The organism is Azospirillum sp. TSH64, assembly GCF_003116035.1.
Classification (GTDB): Bacteria; Pseudomonadota; Alphaproteobacteria; order Azospirillales; family Azospirillaceae; genus Azospirillum.
Genome location: NZ_LGQW01000015.1, coordinates 6,140,237 through 6,161,528, shown reverse-complemented (window position 1 = coordinate 6,161,528; position 21,292 = coordinate 6,140,237). Strand labels below are relative to the sequence as shown.

The following is a 21,292-nucleotide window of genomic DNA, read 5'->3' as shown; positions in this document are numbered from 1 at the left end:
TCGGTGAGGCGGACATGATTCCGCTGGCGCTCGACCCGGCGCGGGTGGCGATTGCGCTGGCCGGCAACGGCCCGCTCGCGCTGCGCCGTCTGACGCAGCTTCGCGAGGGCGGGGCGGATCCGCAGGTCTTTTCACCGGAACCGGATGGGGAATTGGCGGCTCTCGCCGGCGACCGTCTGGTGCGGGCTCTGCCGGAGGCATCCGATCTCGACAGGGTCGGCGTGCTGTATGTGATGGGGCTGGGACCTTCGATCGAGACGGCACTGGCGGAACTTGCGCGGCAGCGCCGCGTGCTGGTGAATGTCGAGGACGTCATCCCCTTGTGCGATTTCCACTCGCCCTCCGTGGTGCGGCGTGGCGATCTGGTGATGACGGTCTCCACCGGCGGCCGCAGCCCGACTCTCGCCAGCCTGCTGCGCCAGCGGCTGGAGGCCCTGTTCCCGGAGGAGTGGGCGGAGCGGCTGCGCACCATCGCCGGGCTTCGCAACCGCCGCCGGGCGGAAGGGGCGTCGATGTCCGAGGTCGCCCGTGAAAGCCGCGAGTTGATCGAGCGGGAAAAATGGCTGCCATGACCGTCTGACGGCAGGGCCGCCGAATTCATTGCCGGACCGCCGACGGTTCGGGTTAAGACACCAAACGCGTTCGAGAACGACCAGCCAGGAGAGCCAGATGTCGGCCAAGGATCGATCGAAGGAAGGATCGATGAAAGCCATCACCGCCAACCGCCTGCGCGACGGGGAAGTCGTGTTCCTGGGCAAGGATGGCGTGTGGGTCGAGTCCTTCGCCGAGGCTGCGCTGTTCCAGCGCTCCGAGGCGGATGCCGTGCTGGCCGACGCCAAGGCGAAGGCCGAGCGCGAGCAGTTCGGCGTCGACATCTACGCCTTCGAGGTGGTGGATGAGGACGGCGTCCCGGTCCCGGCGACGATGCGCGAGCGCATCCGCACCGCCGGCCCGACCGTCCGTCTGGATCTGGGCAAGCAGGCCGCCTGAGTGGCTGTTCGGGTGAATGAACGTTGGCCGTTCCGGCGGCTCTGAGGGCTTATCGACATGAACCACATCGCGCCCGGCGCCCGTGCCGGCATCTATCACTATGACGAGATCGACCGGCAGTTCGTCGCCGAGCGCGTCGAGCAGTTCCGCAAACAGGTCGAGCGCCGGCTGTCCGGCGAGCTGACGGAGGAGGAGTTCAAGCCGGTTCGGCTGATGAACGGCCTCTATCTCCAGCTTCACGCCTACATGGTGCGCATCGCCGTGCCCTATGGCGTGATGTCGGCCACCCAGCTGCGCAAGCTGGCGGAGATCGGGCGCAAGTACGACCGCGGCTACGGCCATTTCACCACCCGTCAGAACCTGCAATACAACTGGATCAAGCTGGAGGACACTCCGGCCATCCTGCATGAGCTGGCCGAGGTGGACATGCACGCGCTGCAGACCAGCGGCAACTGCGTGCGCAACGTCACCACCGACCCGTTCGTCGGCGCCGCCAAGGACGAGGTGGTCGACGGCCGCGTCTATGCCGAGATCCTGCGGCAGTGGACGACGATGCACCCTGAGTTCACCTATCTGCCGCGCAAGTTCAAGATCGCCATCTCCGGTGCGGAGAGCGACCGCGCCGCGGTGCGCATCCATGACGTCGGCCTGCTGGCACGGCGCAACGACAAGGGCGAGGCCGGCTTCTCCTTCTATGTCGGCGGCGGTCTCGGCCGTTCGCCCTTCGTCGGCAAGCTGGTGCGCGAGTGGGTGGCTGAGGAGGATTTCGTCGCCTATCTCGAAGCCATCCTGCGCGTCTACAACCAGTACGGCCGCCGCGACAACATCTACAAGGCGCGGATCAAGATCCTGGTCCACGAGCTGGGGCTGGAGAAGTTCACCCAGGAGGTCGAGGAGGAGTTCGCGCGGCTGCGCGGGCCCAAATACCGCCTGGATCCGGAGATCGTCGAGGGGGTCCGCCAGCATTTCGCCCCGCCGCCCTTGGAGGAGCTGCCCGACCATTCCGAAGCGCTGGAGCGCGCCAAGGCATCCGACCCGGCCTTCGCCAACTGGTTGGAGGTGAATGTCGCCGAGCACAAGGCGCCGGGCTATGCCATCGCCACCGTCTCGCTGAAGCCGGCCGGCGGCATCCCCGGCGACGCCACCTGCGACCAGATGGACCTCGTCGCCGATCTGGCCGAGCGCCACAGCTTCGGCGAACTGCGCGTCACCCATGTCCAGAACCTCGTCCTGGCGCACGTCAAGAAGGACGAGCTGTACGACCTGTGGAAGCGGCTCGACGCCGCCGGTCTGGGCAGCGCCAATGCCGGGCTGATCGGCGACATCATCGCCTGCCCGGGGCTGGATTACTGTGCGCTGGCCAATGCCCGCGCGATCCCGCTGGCCCAGGCGATCTCCGCCCGCTTCGCCGACCCGGTCCGCCAGCGCACCATCGGTGAACTCGGCATCAAGATCAGCGGCTGCATCAACGCCTGCGGCCATCACCATGTCGGCGCCATCGGCATTCTCGGCGTCGACAAGAAGGGCACCGAATATTACCAGATCACCGTCGGCGGCGACCCGACGCTGACCACGGAAATCGGCGACATCCTCGGCCCGGCGGTGACCGAGACCGAGGCGGTGGATGCCATCGAGGCCATCGTCGACGTCTATCTCGCCAACCGCACGGGCGAGGGCGAGCGCTTCATCGACACGCTCCGCCGCGTCGGCCATGCCCCGTTCAAGGAGAGAATCTATGCCGCTGATTGAGAATGGGCGCATCGGCGAGGACGCCTGGAGCTTCATCCCCGATGGCGAGCCGGTCCCCAACGACCGCCCGGTCATCATCAGCTTCGAGCGCTGGCAGGCGGAGCGTGACAGCTTCGAGGGCCGCAACGCCCGGCTGGGCGTGCGGCTGAAGAGCGGCACGCTGGCGGGGGCCATCGCCGCCGACCTCGACCGCTTCTCCCTGGTGGCGCTGGAGTTCCCGAAGTTCCGCGACGGCCGCGGCTTCTCCACCGCGCGCGAGCTGCGCGAACGCTATGGCTACACCGGCGAGATCCGCGCGGTCGGCCATGTCATCCCCGACCAGTATCTGTTCCTGGTCCGCACCGGCTTCACCTCGGTCGAGGCGCCGGAAGGCACCAACCCGGACAGCTGGGCCAACGCGCTGACGGAGGTCACCATCGCCTTCCAGCCGAGCCTGGACGACACAGCACCGCTGTCGCTGCTGCGCCGCAAGCTGAAGGTGGGGTAGGGCGGTCTTCATCCGCCCGGGACAAATGGGAAAGGCGCCGTCCCTGCCGGGACGGCGCCGTCTTCATTTCAGAGGGTGGTGAACCAGGAACTCGACACGTCCTGTGCCATCACCCCGGAGAGGGTGACGGTCGGGGTGCCGTTGGCGTTGGTGATGGTCAGAACGGCCTCACCCTGGGCATTGGCGTTTACCGTATAGAAATTGTTCATGCCCAGCCCGATCAGGTCACCCTCCGCGGCACTGAAATCCGTCAGGATGACGTCGGAGTCGATGGTCGTAAGATTGAACAGGTCGGCGCCGGATCCGCCCTGCAGCGTGTCGTTGCCGATGTCACCGAACAGCGTATCGTTCCCGTCTCCGCCGGACAAGAAATCGTTGTACCGGCTGCCGGTCAGCGAATCATTGCCGCCCCCACCGTCCATCGTCAGACCGTTGGAGGAGTCGGCTGCGGTGACGCTGTCGTCCCCGGCCCCGCCGAAGAAATGCTCGATGGAGTAGGTGAGGGCCAAGTTGACGCCACCGGAATACCGGACATACACCGTGTCGTCACCTCCGTCGCCGACCAGAAAGGCCACCGTCGGGGTATCGATGTAAAAAGCATCGTCCCCGTCGCCGCCGAACAGCATGTTGTCGCCGGCCCCGCCGAACAGGACATCGTTTCCGTCCCCACCGACCAGCGTATCGTTGCCGTCGCCGCCCCAGAGCGTGTCATTGAAAGCGCTGCCCTCAATGGCGTCATTGCCGGCCCCGCCGTCGATCTCGATTGCGCTGGCGGACTGATGCGCGAAGACGAGGTCGTTGCCGTCTCCGAGGAACAGCCGTTCGATGCCGGCGGTGTTCATGAAGACCATGCTGTTGCTTCCATGGACATAGACGGTGTCGAAGCCGTCTCCGGCGTCGACCGTGTCGGTCGTATCCATGTAGATCACATCGTCGCCCGCCCCGCCGACGATCTGGTCGCGCCCATTGCCACCGAAGAGCGTGTCGTTGAAAGCGCCGCCAACGAGCGTGTCGTCGCCGTCTCCTCCATCGATCAAAAGCCCGATGACCGCTCCGTCGGCAATCAACTGGTCGTTTCCAGAGCCGCCATAGGCCCGTTCGATGCTGCACGCCGCCAGATCGAGATAGGTTCCGAAGTTGCTTTGGATGAAGACGGTATCGAATCCGGCCCCGCCCTGCAAAGGTGCGTCGGCGTGATCCGTATAGAAGACATCGTCGCCCTCGCCACCGATCAGCGTGTCGACGCCGTCGCCGCCCGTCAGGGTATCGTTCCCCGCCCCGCCGACGATCATATTGTCCAGTGCGTTGCCGGTCCCCTGGAAGTCGCCGGTTCCGATGAAAGTCAGGCGCTCCAGATTGTCGCTGAGCGTTTGGGCGTTGAGCGTGGTTCGGACCTCGTCGAAGCCTTCGAAGGCGAATTCCTGGATGACGGCGCCCGTCCCGTTCACGATGTAGACGTCGTTGCCCATGCCGCCGATCAGGAGATCGTTGCCGCCACCGCCATCCAGCGTGTCGTCACCATAACCGCCGACCAGAGTTTCGCTGCCGCTTCCACCGAACAGATAACCCATATGCCTATCCCCCCACTTGCGAAGCTCGGCGCTCCGAAAAATTGTGGAGTGGAAATGATAATAAAAATATCGGACCGGCAAAACGGAAACATCTACCCTAGGATGCGGTAATGAGCCGCAACCGTCATTTTCCAAAAGTTGCAGAAAAGGCGTTCAAAGGCGGGCCACCATCGCAGAAGCCTGCGGCGGGAGACAGGAGGCGTGACCCGAAAGCGACTGCGGCGCCGAAGCCCGGTCCGGACTTGGCGCCACATCGTATCGAACGTCTGAAAGATTGGTATGCCACCCCACGGTAAATCCGTGGTCAGGCCGCTCACCAGTGGCGCAGCGGCCCCACGTCGACATGGACGAAGTTGCTGTCCGGGTAATAGCCGACCCCGCCGCCACGCAGGCTGAGCGCCGCGCGCTGGAGCTGGCGGGTCGACAGGCCCTGGACCCGCAGGTCGATCGCCATGCCGCGCATGTGATAGCTGTTCTGCGCCACGCCGCTGCCGTCGGCCTCGCGCAGCATCGCGTTGGTCTCCGGCGAGCGGTAGCCCGAGATGATCTCGATCGGGCCGCGGCGGTTGATCTTGCGGCTCAACGAGTGCACCAGATCGATCAGCTTCGGATCGATGGCATGGACCGAATTGTTGTGGTGGTCGCGCAGCACGCGGTTCAGGGCCCGCATCGCGTCGCGGACATATTTGCCCCGCGACCAGTATTCGGCGCTGATGCGCTCGCCGGTGTGCAGGTTCACCAGGGACAGCACCCGCGGCGGAGCGCGCAGCGCCGCAGCTTCCGCCTCTTCGCTGGTCAGCAGGGTCCCGCCCGCTGAGGCGACCGCCGCCAGGCCGAGGCCGGCGCGCAGAAGATGGCGGCGATCAAGATGACGGCGTTCGGTGGCGTGGCTCTCGCCGACGCTCGGGCGTGCGGTCGTGATCGACCGGGCGTCCGCATCCTTCATCATTCTTCCTTCATATCCCGTTTTTCCGCTCCGGCAGCCGAAATCCATCGTCTGGACCCCATCGTCCCGGTTACGGCCAAAGTCACATCTTGGCTAAGGTCAAGGCGTGCTGCGGTGCGTTTATCCGAAAGGTGGGACACTTTTAGGATGCCCGTGGCCTTTTCTGTCAAGAAACCATTGCTTAACCGATGCTGTTTTCTGAAGGAGTCGAGGGATTCCGCCGCCTTGCCCGGAACAGGGGCGGGAAGCCCTGGCCGTGGCTGTTCGCGACCCGTTCGCAACCGGTTCGATTACAGAACGGTAACGTGCGCGACTCGGGACTGACGCGGTAAGGTAACGGCGATGGACGGGTCGGGGCCTATGGCCGTTGTTATGGCCAAGCTTCCGTTTTTCCTATGCAGCCCGGCTGGAATTACCGTTTTTCCGCCGATGCGCCATGCCGGCGGGCCGCTGAACCGCATCCTCCGAAAGAGGGTGCGCAAAAGGGGGGTTCATTCAGCCTTCGGTAAGGAATGAACCGCATGATTGTCGCGATGTAACCATTTCACGGCGTCGAGTTGTCCGTGCCAACCGCCACCACCCCGACCGCCCAGTCCGTCTCCTTCTTTCGGCCCGACCAGCTGGCCGAGGTGCTGGACCGGCACGCCCGCTGGATCAAGGGCCAGCCGGGCGGCGCCCGCGCCAACCTCGCCATGGCCGATCTGGAAGGGGTGGACCTGTCGCAGCGCGATCTGCGCGGCGCCCGCCTGGTCGGGGCGCGGCTGGCGCGCGGGCGGCTGAACGGAACCAATCTGGCCGGCGCCGACCTGTTCGGCGTCGATCTGCGCGATGCCGACATCAGCCGCGCCAACCTGATGCAGACCGACCTGCGCGGCGCCCGGCTGCGCGCGGCCGACTTCTCGAACGCCAATTTGAAGGGCGCCGACCTGCGGGCCGGCACGCTGGAACCGGGCGGCACCGCCCGCCGCGGCACCGGCCCCGATGCGCAGGATGCCGAAAGCGCCCGCCAGATCCACAAGGCGGCGCTCGCCCGTCTCCAGAACGGCATGACGGCGGAGGGCGGCATTCCCACCGATCTCACCGGCGCGGTGCTGCGCGGCGCCAACCTGTCCGAGGCCGACCTCAGCGGCGCCGTGCTGCAGAACGCCGATCTGTCGGGGGCGGTGCTGACCGGGGCGGACCTGACCGGCGCGCGTCTGAACGGCGCCAACCTGTCGGGGGCGGCGCTGGACGGCACCCGTTTCGACAAGGCCGACATGGTCGGCACGCGGATGGCCGACTGCGACCTGTCCTCCACCCGCATCGCCACGGCACAGATGACCCGCCCCATCGACAGCATGGGGTCGGAAATCCAGCGTGCCATCTTCGACCATGAACGCTGGATCGACAGCTTCGGCCAGCGCGGCCAGCGGGCCGACCTGGACGGTGCCGACCTCAGCCGCGCCGACCTGCGCAACGTCAACCTCAGCGCCGCTTCGTTGCGCGGGGCCAACCTGTCGGCGGCGGCGCTGACCGGCGCGCGGCTGATGATGACCGATTTGTCCGGCGCCACTCTGGAGGGCGCCAACCTGATGGGCGCCGACCTGTCGGGCGCCAACCTCAGCTACGCCGTGCTGACCGGTGCCGACCTGACGCGGGTGCGGCTCGGCCCGGCGGCGATCAAGGATCCCTCTGGCCGCCCCACCGGCCGCTCCTGGGCCGCCAACCTGATGGGAGCCGACATGCGCGGCGCCCTGCTGGTCGGCACCTGTCTGGTGCAGGCGAACCTGTCCGACGCCAATCTCGACAGCGCCGACATGGACGGCGCCGACATGGCCGGTGCAAAGCTTCAGCGCGCCACGCTCCCCGGCCGTCCGCCCCGCCGGGGCTGAGGCGAAGCGCCGCTTTCCGCAATCCTCCTCACGGCAGGATGATCGTCACCGTGGTGCCGGTGCCCGGCGTGCTGTCCAGGGTCAGGGTGCCGCCATGGGCCTCGACGAAGCGGCGGGCCAGCGGCAGGCCCAGGCCGGTGCCGGCCTCCGCCTTGGTCAGGTAGTTGTGGACCTGACGGAACGGCTCCATCGCGATCACCATCTCGTCCGCGGTCATGCCGACGCCGGTGTCGGCGATCACGATGACGGCGCCGGTTCCGCCGGGTCCGGGCCTGGCCTCCACCCGCACCGCACCGCCCGCCGGGGTGAATTTGACGGCATTGGACAGGACGTTCAGAACCGCCTGCCGCATGCGGACCCCATCCACCGTGACCTGAAGATCGGACGCGATGGCGCCGCCGGTCAGCACCACCCCCTTGCGCAGGGCCAGCGCCTCCATCAGCGACAGGCAGTCCTCCAGCAGCTCGCCCAGCGCGACGCAGGCGGGGAACAGCTCCAGCCGCCCGGCCTCGATCTTCGCCATGTCCAGAAGCTCATTCACCAGATCCAGCAGATGGCGGCCGGACTGGTGGATGGCGGTCAGATATTCGACATGCTTGGGCGGAGAGGGGCCGAAGATGCCGGACATCAGGGCCTCGGCGAAGCCGATGATCGCATTCAGCGGGGTGCGCAGCTCGTGGCTCATGTTGGCCAGGAAATCGCTCTTGGCCCGGTTCGCCGCCTCGGCATGATCCTTTTCCGATTGCAGCCGGCGGCGCTGCTCGATCAGCACCGCCTCGCGGGCACGGCGCACCTCCTCCTCGGCACTGCGGCGGCGGCGGTAGGCGCGCGACACCAGCAGCGCCAGCATCAGCGTCGCAGCACAGGCGGCAGCCGCGCCGCCGATCACCGTCATGCGGGTGGCGTTCAGCTTCTGCTGCACGAGGGCCGAGGGCACGCCCAGTACCACCGCCCAGCCGGTTTCGGAGGAGCGGTGGATGACGGAGTGGACCTCGACCCCGTCCTTGGTCTGGCCGACGAACATGCGGTTGCTGCCGGTGCGGATCCGCGCCTCCAGCGACGCGTAGACCTTCTGGCCCAGATAGGCGGCGGCATCGCGCGAACGGGCGGCGATCACCATGGTCGGATCGATGACGGTGACCGTCCATTCCGGCGGGGTGTCGCGGGTCCGCAGGGCGCTGGACAGCCCCTCCAGCCCAAGTGCCAGGGACAGGATGTAGCGCACCCGGTCGGTCTGGTGGTCCGGGTCGAACTGGAGGATCGGTGCGCGCAGGATCAGCGACGGCCGACCCGGCGGTCCGCCGGGCGGCAGCACGCCGCCGATGGTCGCGCGGCGGCTCTCGATGACATGGCGGGTGACATCGTCCAGCCGGGGCGGCGGCAGCGGCTGGACGCCCAGCGGGTAATGGGTGTGGAAGAGGAAGCGGCCGGTGTCGGCGTCGATCATCCCCATCGCCAGCCAGCCGGGCTGGCTGTGGGTGGCGGTGGTGGTCTCCTGGTACAGGGTGCGCAGATCGTCGGCATTGGGCTGGAGCAGCGACGCCAGCAGTTCCAGCGGGCGCAGCTGGCTCGCCAGTTCGCGGTCGACCGCCAGCGACAGCGACTGCGCCACCGATTGCAGCGCATCCTCCGTCTCCGCCCGGTCGCGGGCGTCGAGCTGCCAGACCATCACGGCGCCGAACAGCAACAGCGGTGCCGTCACGGCCAGACCGATGGCAAGGATGGAGCCGGGTAACCGAAACCTCAACCGCTGATGCTCCAGACCGTCGGGGACGACCACCGGAGTGGTACGGACAGACTAGTACGGGACCGGTGGGGACTCCAGGCGCCTCCGTCGTTCCCCGGGTTTTCTCTTATCGGAAGGGGCAATCAGGCGGCACCCGTCAGCAGCCGCGTCAGCTCCACCGCCGTCTTCACCCGCATCTTCTCGAACACATGGCTGCGGTGGACCTCCACCGTGCGCATGCTGATGCCCAGCTCGTCGGCGATCACCTTGTTCAGGCGGCCGGCGACGACCAGCTCCATCACCTGCCGTTCGCGCTGGGTCAGGGTGGCCAGACGGGCGGCCAGCCCGGCCTGGCCGGCTTCGCGCTCGCGCTGCTCGGCGTCGAAGGCCAGCGCGTCGATCACGCGGTCGACCAGCTCATTGTCGTTGAAGGGCTTCTCCACGAAATCGCGGGCCCCCTTCTTCAGGGCGCCGACGGCGATGGGCACGTCGCCATGGCCGGTCAGGAAGATCACCGGCATGCGGCAGCCCTTGGACAGCAGCCGGTCGAACAGCTCCAGCCCGCTCATGCCCTCCATGCGGATGTCCAGCAGGAGGCAGCCGACGGTGTCCGGCCGCCACGACTCCAGGAAGGATTCGGCCGACGGCCAGCCTGCCACCGGGACGTTGCGCGACTGGAACAGCCAGCCGAGCGCGTCGCGGATGGCCTCGTCGTCGTCGACGATGTGGAGCGTGGTCATTCGGCAGCCTCGGCAGTGTCATCGGAAAAAGGGCCGGCGGGATGCGGGCCGGCGGGATGTGGGCCGCCAGGATGCGGGTCTGTCGACCGGTCAGGCGTGCGGGCATGGACGGGCAGGGTGAACAGGAAGCGGGTGCCGGCGGCGGTGGCCCCCGTTGCGTCCCCGTCTCCATCTCCCTCCGGCGCCACCGTCTCGAACCACAGCCGGCCGCGGTGGTGCTCGACGATGGAGCGGCAGATGTTCAGCCCCATGCCCATACCTTCGCGCTTGGTGGTGAAGAAAGGGGAAAACAGGCGGTCGGCCACGTCGGGGGCGACGCCGCAGCCATGGTCGCGGATCTCGGTCAGCAGCAGGCGGGCTCCATCCCCGTCCCCGTCCTTGCCGTCCCCACCGCCGTCGCAATCGGTCTGGCGGACGGTGACGGTCAGGCGGCGGTCGGCGCGCGGGGTGCGGGCCATCGCCTCGATCCCGTTGCGCATCAGGTTCAGCACTACCTGCTGCAGCAGGATGCGGTCGCCGGTGACCGGCGGCAGGTCGGCCGGGGCATCCAGCTCCACCCGCACGCCCAGCCTTGCAGCATCGCTGCCGGCCAGCCCGACGCAGTCCTCCAGCACCTCGGCCAGCGAACAGGGGGCGACCTTGGGGTCGCGCTTGCGCACGAAATCGTGGATGCGGCGAACCACCAGCCCGGCGCGCTTGGCCTGGGCGGCCAGCTTCTCCAGCGCCGCCGCCACCTCCTGGGTGTCGCAGCGGTCGGAGCGCAGCCGGTTGAGGCAGCCGGTGCAATAGCTGGCGATGGCCGACAGCGGCTGGTTCAGCTCATGGGCCAGGGTGGAGGCCATTTCGCCCATGGTGATCAGGCGGGAGGTCTGTTGCAGCCGCTCCTGCTGCTGGCGGGCCAGTTCCTCGGCGCGCTTGCGCTCGGTGATGTCGAGGACGGAGCCCATCCAGCCGGTCTGCCGCCCGTTGGCGTCGATCAGCGGCGCCTCGTAGATCAGCGCCTCGAACCGCTCGCCGTCGGCACGCTGGAAACGCATCTCCAGCCCGCTTTCCGGCGCCCGGCCGGCCAGCACGTCCTGGAAGGCGGCCTCGGCCCGGTCGATCTCCTCCGGCAGCCAGTAGGGCGCCGGCGGGCCGCGCCCGATCAGGTCCTCCGCCTCCAGCCCGACCATCCGGCAGAAGGCCGGGTTGACGTAGGTGATGCGCCCCTCCAGGTCGCGGGCGCGCATGCCCACGGTCAGGCTGTCCTCCATCGCCTTGCGGAAGGCATGCTCCTCGCGCAGCGCCTCCTCGGCGCGCAGGCGGCCGGCGATGTGCCGGCGCAGCGACCACAGGCTCCACAATGCCGATCCGGTCAGCGCGAAGATCGCCGCCACCAGAACGGTGCGGGTGACGTTGGAGTCGGTGGGGTAGGCGGTGGCGACCAGGGCCATCCCATGGCCGGGCGGATCGAACGGGATCAGGTGGCTGCGCGCCGGGTCGGGGGTTGGTCCTGCCATGGAGCCCGGCACCGACATGCGCGACTTCGAACCCAGCACCGCGCCGGTGGCGTCGACCACCTCCAACTGGTAGCGCTGGGCGAACCACCAGGGGACATGGTGGGTCAGCATCGCCTCGAACGAGAAGACGCCGACCAGCGTGCCGGCGAAGACGCCGTCGCGGAACAGCGGGAAGGCGGCGTCGAAGCCGCGGTCGGTGGCGTCGATCCGGTAGGGCGCGCCATAGGCCCGCAGGCCGGAGGACCGCGCGATCCGCACCGCGTCGTCGCGGGCCATGCCCTCCGCGCCGGCCGGTTCCGATGCTGCATCCGTTCCGCCGTTCCCCGGCAGCGGCGGCTCGGCCAGCAGGGTGCGGCCCCGGGCGTCGAGCCACAGCACCCGCTCGATCGCCGGGTTGGTGTTCACCACCAGCCGGGCCATTGCGGCGAACTGCCGCAGATCCACCTCAACCCGGCCCGCCTCGATTCGGCTGAGCGTCTCCGCCAGCCTCTCCAGCTTGTCCTCGTCGGACGCGAGCTGGAAGTGCAGGTTCTGCTCCACCCACAGCGCGTCCTTGATCAGCGCCAGCGCCTCCTCCTCCCGCTCGTTGCGCTGCAACAGCCACAGGAAGGCGCCCAGCAGCACCACGACCAGCGCCATCGCCACCACCGGCATGGCATGCGGCACCGCCCGCCCGATGCGGACGGCAGGACTGGATGTGCGGGATGGCTTCGGCATCGGGGTGGACACGAAAATATGGGGGCAGGGGATGGCGGGACCGTACGAAAGTGGAATAGGCCGACTCTGCGGATATCCACAATAGCCGCAATTCGTCCGATCATGAACAATGCGCAACAAGTACGGGGCCGAACAGTCAGTCCCGTCTACAATGAATACCAGAGGGGGACGCACCTATGAAACTCGTGAAGCTCCTGTGCGCGGCGGCGGTCGGCTGCATGATGTCGGCGCCGATGGCGATTTCGACGGCCTGGGCCCAGGACCAGATCGTGATCAAGTTCAGCCACGTCGTCGCGCCGGAGACGCCGAAGGGCAAGGGTGCCGAGAAGTTCAAGGAACTGGCCGAGAAGCTGACCGCCGGCAAGGTGAAGATCGAGGTCTATCCGAACAGCCAGCTCTACAAGGACAAGGAAGAGCTTGAGGCGCTGCAGCTGGGCGCCGTCCAGATGCTGGCCCCGTCGCTGGCCAAGTTCGGCCCGCTGGGTGCCAAGGAATTCGAGGTCTTCGACCTGCCCTACATCTTCCCGAGCAAGGAAGTCCTCCAGCGCGTCACCAAGGGCGAGATCGGCAAGAAGCTGTTCCAGAAGCTGGAGTCCAAGGGCATCGTCGGGCTGGCCTACTGGGACAACGGCTTCAAGATCATGAGCGCCAACAAGCCGCTCATCAAGCCGGAGGACGTGAAGGGCCTGAAGATGCGCATCCAGTCGTCCAAGGTTCTGGACGCCCAGATGCGCGCGCTGGGCGCCCTGCCGCAGGTGATGGCCTTCTCCGAAGTGTACCAGGCGCTGCAGACCGGCGTCGTCGACGGCACGGAGAACCCGCCGTCCAACATGTACACCCAGAAGATGCACGAGGTTCAGAAGAACGCCACCCTGACCGACCACGGCTATCTCGGCTATGCGGTCATCGTGAACAAGAAGTTCTGGGAAGGCCTGCCTGCCGACGTCCGCGGCAAGCTGGAAGAGGCGATGAAGGAGGCGACCGACTACGCCAACGACATCGCCCAGAACGAGAACGACGTTGCGCTGGCCCAGATGAAGGCGTCCGGCAAGACCGAGTTCCACACCCAGACCAAGGAAGAGCGCGAAGCCTGGGTCAAGGCCCTGAAGCCGGTCCACAAGGACGCCGAATCCCGCGTCGGCAAGGACCTGATCGAAGCGATCTACAAGGAATCGGCCGCGGCCGGCTTCAAGATGTAATTTGAGGGCGGGCGACGCCATTCCACCGGAAGGCGTCGTCCACTCCAAACCGGCATCCACACTGTCCGGCCGTCATTCCCGCGCAGGCGGGAATCCAGCTTCGACGATCCATTCCGCTCCGGCAGCCGCCTGGATCCCCGCCTGCGCGGGGATGACGGCCGACTGAAGCGCTAAGGGTCGTGCTGCGGCTATCCAGCCTTTAAGACCATCTCCGCCGACCGGGAGATCCCCCCGACATGCTCATGAAACTACTCGACCGGCTTGAGGAGACGCTGATCGCGTCGCTCATGGCCGGGGCGACGCTCGTCATCTTCGCGTCCGTCGTCCACCGCTATTTCTCCGGCGTTCCCTACATCCAGGACTATGTGCTGCACTGGAACCTCGCCTGGGCGCAGGAGCTGTGCATCTACATGTTCGTGTGGATGGCCAAGTTCGGCGCCGCCTATGGCGTGCGCACCGGCATCCATGTGGGCGTCGACGTCATCATCAACCGGATGGAACCGCACCTGCGTGCCAAGTTCGTGCTGTTCGGGCTGGGTGCCGGCGCGCTGTTCACCTTGATCGTCGGGTCGCTGGGTGCCCGCTTCGTCTACCACATCTCCGAGACCGAGCAGGTGTCGGCCGATCTGGAATGGCCGATGTGGATCATCTATCTGGCGGTGCCGCTCGGCTCCTACCTGATGTGCTTCCGCTTCCTCCAGGTCGCCTGGACCTTCGTCCGCACCGGTGAACTGCCCCATCACGACCACGCCCAGGTCGACGGCATCGACCCGGTCGAAGCCGCCAAGGAAGGAGGCCCGGCATGAACGCCGCCATCATCTTCGGGCTTCTGCTGGCCCTCATGCTCACCGGCATGCCGATCTCCATCTCGCTCGGCCTGACCGTTCTGTCCTTCCTGTTCTTCATGACCGACGTGCCGATCGACGCCGTGGCCCTGAAGCTGTTCACCGGCATCGAGAAGTTCGAGATCATGGCGATCCCGTTCTTCATCCTGGCCGGCAACTTCCTGACCCATGGCGGCGTGGCGCGCCGCATGATCAACTTCGCCACCTCGATGGTCGGCCACTGGCATGGCGGCCTCGGCCTTGCCGGCGTGATGGCCTGCGCGCTGTTCGCGGCGGTGTCTGGCTCCAGCCCGGCCACGGTGGTCGCCATCGGCTCGATCATCCTGCCGGCCATGGTGGCGCAGGGCTTCCCGAAGAATTTCGGCGCCGGCATCGTCACCACCTCGGGCGCGCTCGGCATCCTGATCCCGCCGTCCATCGTCATGGTGATGTACTGCGTCGCCACCACCGGCCACCCGCAGGCCGCCTCCATCGGCCAGATGTTCATCGCCGGCGTGGTGCCGGGTATCATGCTGGCCTGCTTCCTCGGCTTCACCACTTGGTTCCGTGCCCGCAAGTTCGGCTATCCGCGCCTGCCCAAGGCGAGCTTTGCCCAGCGCATGCACGCCCTGCGCGAAAGCTTCTGGGGCCTGCTGCTGATCATCGTCGTCATGGGCGGCATCTACAGCGGCATCTTCACCCCGACCGAGGCGGCGGCGATGGCCGCGGTCTATGCCTTCGTCGTCGCGGTCTTCGTCTACAAGGACATGCCGCTCCGCCGCGTGCCGAAGGTGCTGCTGGACAGCGCCAGCATGTCGGCGATGCTGCTCTACATCATCACCAACGCGGTGCTCTTCTCCTTCCTGATGACGTCGGAGCAGATCCCGCAGAACATGGCGGCCTGGATCCTCGACCAGAACATGGGCGTGTGGGTCTTCCTGCTGGTGGTGAACATCATCCTGCTGGCCGCCGGCAACTTCATGGAGCCGTCGTCCATCGTCCTGATCATGGCGCCGATCCTGTTCCCGGTCGCCATGAAGCTGGGCATCGACCCGGTGCATTTCGGCATCCTGATCATCGTGAACATGGAAGTCGGCATGTGCCACCCGCCGGTGGGCCTGAACCTCTACGTCGCCTCGGGCATCACCAAGATGGGCATCACCGAGCTGACGGTGGCGGTGTGGCCGTGGCTGCTGACGATGCTGATCTTCCTCGGCCTCGTCACCTATGTCCCGGCGATCACGCTGTGGTTCCCGCGCCTGCTCGGCTTCATGTAAAGCCGCAAGTCGCCAGGGGATTTTCTCGCTAAAATCGGCAGGGGCCGCGAAGTCCGGACAAGGGACTTCGCGGCCCCGCTTTTTTGTACCCATACATTGTTGCGCATTGAAGCCGGCGCGGGGCAGGGCCTAAACTTTGGGCCACCCCGCCGCCAGCCAGACCAGAGGTTAGCCTTGTCGGCCCAGTTCCTGCCCACCGCCTGTCCGCACGATTGCCCCAGCACCTGCGCGCTGGAGGTGGAACGCCTCGCCCCCGACCGCATCGGCAAGGTGCGCGGCGCCGCCGAGAACAGCTACACCGCCGGTGTCATCTGCGCGAAGGTCAGCCGCTATGCCGAGCGCGTGCATTCGCCGGACCGGCTGAAGACCCCGCTGCTGCGCAGCGGCCCCAAGGGCTCCGGGCAATGGAAGCCGATCGGCTGGGACGAGGCGCTGGACCGCATCGCCGACGCCTTCCTGACCGCCGAGCGCACCCACGGCCCAGAAGCCGTCTGGCCCTATTTCTACGCCGGCACCATGGGTCTGGTGCAGCGCGGCGGCATCCAGCGCCTGCGCCATGCCAAGGGCTATTCGCGGCAGACCAGCACGGTGTGCGACACGCCGGCCAACATGGGCTGGCTCGCCGGCTATGGCGACATCCGCGGCGCCGACCCGCGCGAGATGGCGGAAAGCGACCTGATCGTCAACTGGGGCGGCAACCCGGTGGCGACCCAGGTCAACGTGATGACCCATGTCAGCCGCGCCCGGAAGGGCCGCGGGGCGAAGCTGGTCACCATCGACCCCTACCGCACCGGCACGGCCGAGGTCTCCGACCTGCACCTGATGCTGCGGCCGGGCACCGACGGGGCGCTGGCCTGTGCGGTGATGCATGTGCTGTTCCGCGACGGTTACGCCGACCGCGCCTATCTGGCCCGGCTGGCCGGCGACACCGCGGCGCTGGAGGCGCATCTCGCCAGCCGCACCCCGGATTGGGCAGCATCCATCACCGGCCTGACCGTGGCGGAGATCGAAGAGTTCGCCCGCCTCTACGGCACCACCAAGCGCAGCTATCTGCGTGTCGGCTACGGCCTGTCGCGCGCCCACAATGGGGCGGCGCAGGTCCATGCCGTCTCCTGCCTGCCGGTGGTCACCGGGGCGTGGCAGCACAAGGGCGGCGGCGCGCTCTACTGCTCGTCCGGCATCTACAAGCTGGACAAGACCCTGTCGGAGGGGCTGGACCGTCTCGACAAGTCGGTGCGCAGCTTCGACCAGTCGCGTATCGGCGCTGTCCTGACCGGTGACCCGCGCGACCTGACCAGCGGCCCGCCGGTGACGGCGATGCTGATCCAGAACACCAACCCGGTGACGATCTGCCCGGATTCCAACCGCGTCCGCCAGGGCTTCCTGCGCGAGGATCTGTTCGTGGCGGTGCATGAGCAGTTCATGACCGACACGGCCAAGCTGGCCGATCTGGTGATTCCCGCCACCACCTTCCTGGAGCATGACGACATCTACCGCGGCGGCGGCCAGATGCACATCCTGATCGGCCGCAAGGTGATCGAGCCGCAGTTCGAGGCGCGCGAGAACCATTGGGTCATCAGCGAACTCGCCCGCCGCGTCGGCGCCGAGCATCCGGGATTCGGCATGACCGCGCTGGAAATCATCGACGCCATGCTGAAGGCGTCCGACCTCGGCGACGCGGCGACCCTGACCGCCGACCGGTGGATCGATGCCCAGCCCGATTTCGAGACTTCGCATTTCCTCAACGGCTTCGCCCACCCCGACGCCAAGTTCCGCTTCGCCCCCGACTGGGCGGCGCTCGGCCCCTATGGCGGCATGCCGGAGCTGCCCGACCATATGCCCCCGGCCCGCGACGCCGATGCGGATCACCCGTTCCGCCTCGTCACCGCCCCGGCGCGCCAGTTCCTCAACACCTCCTTCACCGAGACGCTGACCGCCCAGAAGCGCGAAGGCCGTCCCACCGCGCTGATCCATCCGGACGACGCGTCGGGGCTGGGTCTGGCCGATGGCGACGCGGTGCGGCTGGGCAATCCGCAGGGCAGCGTGGTGGTCCATGCCAAGTCCTTCGCCGGTGTGCCGCGCGGCGTGGTGATCGTCGAAGGCATCTGGCCCAACAGCGCCTTCGTCGAGGGCATGGGCATCAACAGCCTGACCTCCCCGGAGCCGGTGCCGCCGGCCGGCGGTGCGGCGTTCCACGACACCGCGGTGTGGATGCGGGCGGCTTAAAGCCGCCCACCTCCACTCCCACGGCCACATCCCACCCCTGTCCATACCCACCCGTGCGCCGCGCCCCCATCTCTGCTATGGCTGTGCCCCCATCCCAGAGAGACCGTGCAGCACCGCCATGACCGAGCCCGCCGCCTTCCTCAACGTCGCCCACTCCCTGTCCGGCAAGCGCTGGCAGGCGCGGCCCTGCGACGAGCGGCAGGCGCAGGCTCTCACCCAGGGGCGCGGGCTGCCGGAGATCGTCGGCCGGGTGCTGGCCGCCCGCGGCGTCACCGAGGACAGCTGCGAGACCTTCCTCAACCCGACGCTGAAGGCGCTGCTGCCCGATCCGTCGCGCTTCCGCGACATGGACCCGGCGGCCGAGCGCATCGCGCGGGCCATCCGCGACGGCGAGCCGGTGGCCGTCTTCGGCGACTACGACGTCGACGGCGCCACCTCCGCCGCCCTGCTGCGCCGCTTCTTCCGCTCGCTCGGCGCCGACATCCGCGTCTATGTCCCCGACCGCATCACCGAGGGCTACGGCCCCAACGCCCCGGCGCTGCTTCGCCTGAAAGGGGAGGGGGTGCGGCTGGTGGTGACGGTCGATTGCGGCATTTCCGCCTTCGCCGCCCTGGAAGCCGCCGCCCAGGCCGGGCTGGATGTCGTCGTGCTCGACCACCATGCCGCCGAACCGCGCCTGCCCCCCGCGGTCGCGCTGGTCAACCCCAACCGGCTGGACGAGGACGGCGCCTACCGCACGCTCTGCGCCGCCGGCGTCACCTTCATCACCATCGTCGCCATCAACCGGGTGCTGCGGACAACCGGCTTCTACCGCGATCGGGCGGAGCCCAACCTGATGGAGTGGCTCGACATCGTGGCACTCGGCACGGTGTGCGACGTGGTGCCGCTGACCGGGCTGAACCGCGCGCTGGTGGCGCAGGGGCTGAAGGTGATGGCGCGGCGCGCCAACCCCGGCCTCGCCGCCCTGTCCGACGTGGCGGGGGTGAAGGAGAAGCCGGACGCCTACCATGCCGGCTACGTCCTCGGGCCGCGCGTCAATGCCGGCGGCCGGGTGGGGGCGTCCGACCTCGGCGCCCGCCTGCTCTCCACCGATGATCCCATCGAGGCGATGGAACTGGCCCAGCGGCTGGAAGGCCACAACGCCGAACGCCGCACCATCGAGCAGGCGGTCCTCGACGAGGCGCTGGAGCGCGTCGCCGCCGAGGCCGGGCGCACGACCGATCTGGTCTTCGTCACCGGCGCCGGCTGGCATCCCGGCGTCATCGGCATCGTCGCCGCCCGGCTGAAGGAGCGCTACAGCCGCCCGGCCTGCGTGGTGGCGCTGGAGGAAACCGCCGACGGCACCGTCATCGGCAAGGCGTCCGGCCGTTCCGTCCGTGGCGTCGATCTCGGCTCGGCGGTGATCGCCGCCCGGCAGGAGGGGCTGCTGCTGGCCGGCGGCGGCCACCGCATGGCGGCGGGCTTCACCGTGGCCGGCGACAAGATCGATGCGCTGCGCGACTTCCTGCACAGCCGCATCTCCGAACAGGTGGCGTCCGCTCCGCTGGTGCCGACGCTGGAACTGGACGGCGCCCTGTCGGTCGGTGGCGCCAGCGTCGGTCTGGTGACGATGCTCGACAAGCTCGGCCCCTACGGCACCGGCAATTCCGAGCCGCGCTTCGCCATCGCCGATGCCCGCGTCGTGCGTGCCGACGTGGTGGGCGCCAACCATGTCCGTTGCATCCTGCAAGGCAATGACGGTGCCCGGCTGAAGGCCATCGCCTTCCGCGCGCTCGACAGCGACATGGGCCAGGCCCTGCTGACCGGCCGCGGCACGCCGTTCCATCTTGCCGGCGTGCTGCGCATCGACCGCTGGAACGGCTCGGAAGGGGTCCAGTTGCTGATCGACGACGCGGCACCGGCGCGCTCGGCCTGAGCACTGGCGGGGCATGGGGGTGGGGCATGGGGGCGGGCAGGGCGCAAAAAGTATCGGAGGATGGAAAAAAGCGCTTGCGCTCGGCGGCTCCGATCTTTAGAAAGCGCGTCACCGCGAACGACGTCCCCGTCGTCTAGAGGCCTAGGACACCGCCCTTTCACGGCGGCGACACGGGTTCGACTCCCGTCGGGGACGCCATCTTCTCCAGGATGCGCGACAAGTTAGGAAGGCCCGGCTGCATAGCCGGGCCTTTTGCTTTTGGCAGAATTTATGCCCGGCGGTTGCCCGCCGATCCCGTTTCGCCCATCCTGATTTTTCCGGCCGCAGCAGAGCTGACCGCGATGACCGCTCCGAACCTCGTCACCTCCGCCATCCCCCTCAGCGTCGCCCCGATGATGGACTGGACCGACCGGCATTGCCGGTACTTCCACCGTCTGCTGTCGCGCTCGACCCTGCTCTATACCGAGATGGTGACCACGGGTGCCGTGCTGCATGGCGACCGCGAGCGGCTGCTGGGCTTCGATGCGGCGGAACATCCGGTGGCGCTCCAGCTCGGCGGGTCGGATCCGGCGGACCTTGCCGCCTGCGCCCGCATCGCCGAGGAGTGGGGCTATGACGAGGTGAACCTCAACGTTGGCTGCCCGAGCGACCGCGTGCAGTCCGGCCGCTTCGGCGCCTGCCTGATGGCTGAGCCCGATCTGGTGGCACGCCTCGTCGGCGCCATGCGCGAGGCGGTGTCGATCCCGGTCACAGTCAAGTCGCGCATCGCCATCGACGAAATGGAGGAATGGCCGACGCTCGACCACTTCATCCGCACCGTTTCCGCCGCCGGCTGCACGCACTTCATCGTCCATGCCCGCAAGGCCTGGCTGAAGGGCCTCAGCCCCAAGGAGAACCGGGACATCCCGCCGCTGCGCTACGACCTCGTCCACCGGCTGAAGGCGGAATATCCGCATCTCACCATCGCCATCAACGGCGGCATCCGCACGCTGGACGAGGCCGAGGGGCATCTCGGCACCCTCGACAGCGTGATGATCGGCCGCGCCGCCTACGAGACGCCCTATCTGCTGGCCGACGCCGACCGCCGCCTGATGGGCGGGGAGCCCGGACCCGACCGCCATACGGTGATCGAGGCGATGCTGCCCTACATCGAGGCACGGATGACGGTCGGCACGCCGCTGTCGTCGATCACCCGCCACATGCTGGGCCTGTTCCAGGGGCTGCCCGGCGCCCGTGCCTACCGCCGCCACATCGCCGAGAACGCCCACCGCCCCGGCGCCGGTCCGGAGGTGCTGGAACGCGCCGCCTCGCTGGTGCGCCGGCGCGGTGCCGACGAGGTGGTCGAGGAGGCTGCGTGAGAGGATCGGGCCGGGATGGAACGATGGAACATCTCCGGGGAACCGTTTCACTCTGTTCCATGCCGTCCATCCGGAGCCGCACGGGTCGGGCCGGATTGAACACTGAACACACCCCACGAAACCGTTTCATGGTGTTTCAAGCGTTCTACCCGAAGCCGTCGGGCGCCCCCACCATCGGGAATATGCGCCGTGCGTCC

16 protein-coding genes and 1 tRNA gene are annotated in these 21,292 nt (G+C 67.7%); 12 read left to right on the top strand and 5 right to left on the bottom strand.

Annotation, left to right across the window (positions count from 1 at the left end):
- Positions 1 to 14: 14 nt before the first annotated feature.
- The 4 genes from TSH64_RS29215 (at position 15) to TSH64_RS29200 (ending at position 3,226) form a co-directional block, all read left to right on the top strand.
- The gene (locus TSH64_RS29215; RefSeq protein ID WP_109450385.1) at positions 15 to 572 is read left to right on the top strand and encodes an NAD(P)-dependent oxidoreductase; all 558 of its coding nucleotides are present in this window, start codon (positions 15 to 17) and stop codon (positions 570 to 572) included.
- Between the two features lie 130 nt (positions 573 to 702).
- Positions 703 to 990 (top strand): DUF2849 domain-containing protein, encoded by a 288-nt coding sequence (locus TSH64_RS36460; protein ID WP_109453140.1) that lies wholly within the window; start codon positions 703 to 705, stop codon positions 988 to 990.
- Positions 991 to 1,047: 57 nt separating this feature from the next.
- Entirely contained in the window at positions 1,048 to 2,739 is a 1,692-nt protein-coding gene (locus TSH64_RS29205; protein WP_109450383.1) for a nitrite/sulfite reductase, read from the top strand.
- Positions 2,726 to 3,226, top strand: a complete 501-nt coding sequence (locus TSH64_RS29200) for a DUF934 domain-containing protein (RefSeq protein WP_109450381.1) — start codon at positions 2,726 to 2,728, stop codon at positions 3,224 to 3,226. Before TSH64_RS29205 ends, TSH64_RS29200 begins: the two co-directional genes overlap by 14 nt.
- Before the next feature lie 68 nt (positions 3,227 to 3,294).
- On the opposite strand, the gene TSH64_RS29195 is transcribed toward TSH64_RS29200, so the two are convergent.
- Both TSH64_RS29195 and TSH64_RS29190 read right to left on the bottom strand, forming a co-directional pair.
- Positions 3,295 to 4,797 (bottom strand): calcium-binding protein, encoded by a 1,503-nt coding sequence (locus tag TSH64_RS29195; protein WP_109450379.1) that lies wholly within the window; start codon positions 4,795 to 4,797, stop codon positions 3,295 to 3,297.
- A 313-nt stretch (positions 4,798 to 5,110) separates the two neighbouring features.
- Positions 5,111 to 5,746, bottom strand: coding sequence for a DUF882 domain-containing protein (locus TSH64_RS29190; protein WP_247873207.1), 636 nt, complete (start codon positions 5,744 to 5,746; stop codon positions 5,111 to 5,113).
- A gap of 560 nt (positions 5,747 to 6,306) precedes the next feature.
- Here TSH64_RS29190 and TSH64_RS29185 point away from each other — a divergent pair.
- Positions 6,307 to 7,614, top strand: a complete 1,308-nt coding sequence (locus tag TSH64_RS29185) for a pentapeptide repeat-containing protein (RefSeq protein WP_109453138.1) — start codon at positions 6,307 to 6,309, stop codon at positions 7,612 to 7,614.
- Positions 7,615 to 7,642: 28 nt separating this feature from the next.
- On the opposite strand, the gene TSH64_RS29180 is transcribed toward TSH64_RS29185, so the two are convergent.
- The 3 genes from TSH64_RS29180 to TSH64_RS29170 all read right to left on the bottom strand — a co-directional run bounded on the left by TSH64_RS29180 (position 7,643) and on the right by TSH64_RS29170 (position 12,296).
- The gene (locus tag TSH64_RS29180) at positions 7,643 to 9,361 is read right to left on the bottom strand and encodes an ATP-binding protein (protein ID WP_109450377.1); all 1,719 of its coding nucleotides are present in this window, start codon (positions 9,359 to 9,361) and stop codon (positions 7,643 to 7,645) included.
- 122 nt (positions 9,362 to 9,483) lie between these two features.
- Positions 9,484 to 10,080, bottom strand: coding sequence for a response regulator (locus TSH64_RS29175; protein WP_109450375.1), 597 nt, complete (start codon positions 10,078 to 10,080; stop codon positions 9,484 to 9,486).
- Positions 10,077 to 12,296, bottom strand: coding sequence for a PAS domain S-box protein (locus tag TSH64_RS29170; RefSeq protein ID WP_109450373.1), 2,220 nt, complete (start codon positions 12,294 to 12,296; stop codon positions 10,077 to 10,079). The genes TSH64_RS29175 and TSH64_RS29170 overlap by 4 nt, the downstream gene beginning before the upstream one ends.
- Positions 12,297 to 12,472: 176 nt before the next feature.
- On the opposite strand from TSH64_RS29170, the gene TSH64_RS29165 reads away from it, so the two are divergent.
- From TSH64_RS29165 to dusA, 7 genes are all read left to right on the top strand, one after another.
- Positions 12,473 to 13,495, top strand: a complete 1,023-nt coding sequence (locus TSH64_RS29165; RefSeq protein ID WP_109450371.1) for a TRAP transporter substrate-binding protein — start codon at positions 12,473 to 12,475, stop codon at positions 13,493 to 13,495.
- 236 nt (positions 13,496 to 13,731) lie between these two features.
- Positions 13,732 to 14,301 (top strand): TRAP transporter small permease, encoded by a 570-nt coding sequence (locus TSH64_RS29160; RefSeq protein ID WP_199237694.1) that lies wholly within the window; start codon positions 13,732 to 13,734, stop codon positions 14,299 to 14,301.
- Positions 14,298 to 15,596, top strand: coding sequence for a TRAP transporter large permease subunit (locus TSH64_RS29155; RefSeq protein ID WP_109450369.1), 1,299 nt, complete (start codon positions 14,298 to 14,300; stop codon positions 15,594 to 15,596). The genes TSH64_RS29160 and TSH64_RS29155 overlap by 4 nt, the downstream gene beginning before the upstream one ends.
- A gap of 174 nt (positions 15,597 to 15,770) precedes the next feature.
- Positions 15,771 to 17,822, top strand: coding sequence for a molybdopterin oxidoreductase family protein (locus TSH64_RS29150; protein ID WP_109450367.1), 2,052 nt, complete (start codon positions 15,771 to 15,773; stop codon positions 17,820 to 17,822).
- A 118-nt stretch (positions 17,823 to 17,940) separates the two neighbouring features.
- A complete protein-coding gene (gene recJ, locus TSH64_RS29145; RefSeq protein WP_109450364.1) occupies positions 17,941 to 19,737 on the top strand; it encodes a single-stranded-DNA-specific exonuclease RecJ in 1,797 nt (598 codons plus the stop codon).
- Positions 19,738 to 19,859: 122 nt separating this feature from the next.
- Positions 19,860 to 19,935 (top strand) — tRNA-Glu (locus tag TSH64_RS29140).
- A gap of 143 nt (positions 19,936 to 20,078) precedes the next feature.
- Positions 20,079 to 21,095 carry a tRNA dihydrouridine(20/20a) synthase DusA gene (dusA, locus tag TSH64_RS29135; RefSeq protein ID WP_109453135.1) on the top strand — a complete coding sequence of 339 codons (1,017 nt, stop codon included), beginning with the start codon at positions 20,079 to 20,081 and terminating at the stop codon, positions 21,093 to 21,095.
- Positions 21,096 to 21,292 lie beyond the last annotated feature (197 nt).

Bases quoted from the DNA above. Each gene is read 5' to 3' on its own strand.
- TSH64_RS29215 (WP_109450385.1), top strand. From the start codon at position 15: ATGATTCCGCTGGCGCTCGACCCGGCGCGGGTGGCGATTGCGCTGGCC.
- TSH64_RS36460 (WP_109453140.1), top strand. From the start codon at position 703: ATGAAAGCCATCACCGCCAACCGCCTGCGCGACGGGGAAGTCGTGTTC.
- TSH64_RS29205 (WP_109450383.1), top strand. From the start codon at position 1,048: ATGAACCACATCGCGCCCGGCGCCCGTGCCGGCATCTATCACTATGAC.
- TSH64_RS29200 (WP_109450381.1), top strand. From the start codon at position 2,726: ATGCCGCTGATTGAGAATGGGCGCATCGGCGAGGACGCCTGGAGCTTC.
- TSH64_RS29195 (WP_109450379.1), bottom strand. From the start codon at position 4,797: ATGGGTTATCTGTTCGGTGGAAGCGGCAGCGAAACTCTGGTCGGCGGT.
- TSH64_RS29190 (WP_247873207.1), bottom strand. From the start codon at position 5,746: ATGATGAAGGATGCGGACGCCCGGTCGATCACGACCGCACGCCCGAGC.
- TSH64_RS29175 (WP_109450375.1), bottom strand. From the start codon at position 10,080: ATGACCACGCTCCACATCGTCGACGACGACGAGGCCATCCGCGACGCG.
- TSH64_RS29170 (WP_109450373.1), bottom strand. From the start codon at position 12,296: ATGCCGAAGCCATCCCGCACATCCAGTCCTGCCGTCCGCATCGGGCGG.
- TSH64_RS29165 (WP_109450371.1), top strand. From the start codon at position 12,473: ATGAAACTCGTGAAGCTCCTGTGCGCGGCGGCGGTCGGCTGCATGATG.
- TSH64_RS29160 (WP_199237694.1), top strand. From the start codon at position 13,732: ATGCTCATGAAACTACTCGACCGGCTTGAGGAGACGCTGATCGCGTCG.
- TSH64_RS29155 (WP_109450369.1), top strand. From the start codon at position 14,298: ATGAACGCCGCCATCATCTTCGGGCTTCTGCTGGCCCTCATGCTCACC.
- recJ (WP_109450364.1), top strand. From the start codon at position 17,941: ATGACCGAGCCCGCCGCCTTCCTCAACGTCGCCCACTCCCTGTCCGGC.
- dusA (WP_109453135.1), top strand. From the start codon at position 20,079: ATGACCGCTCCGAACCTCGTCACCTCCGCCATCCCCCTCAGCGTCGCC.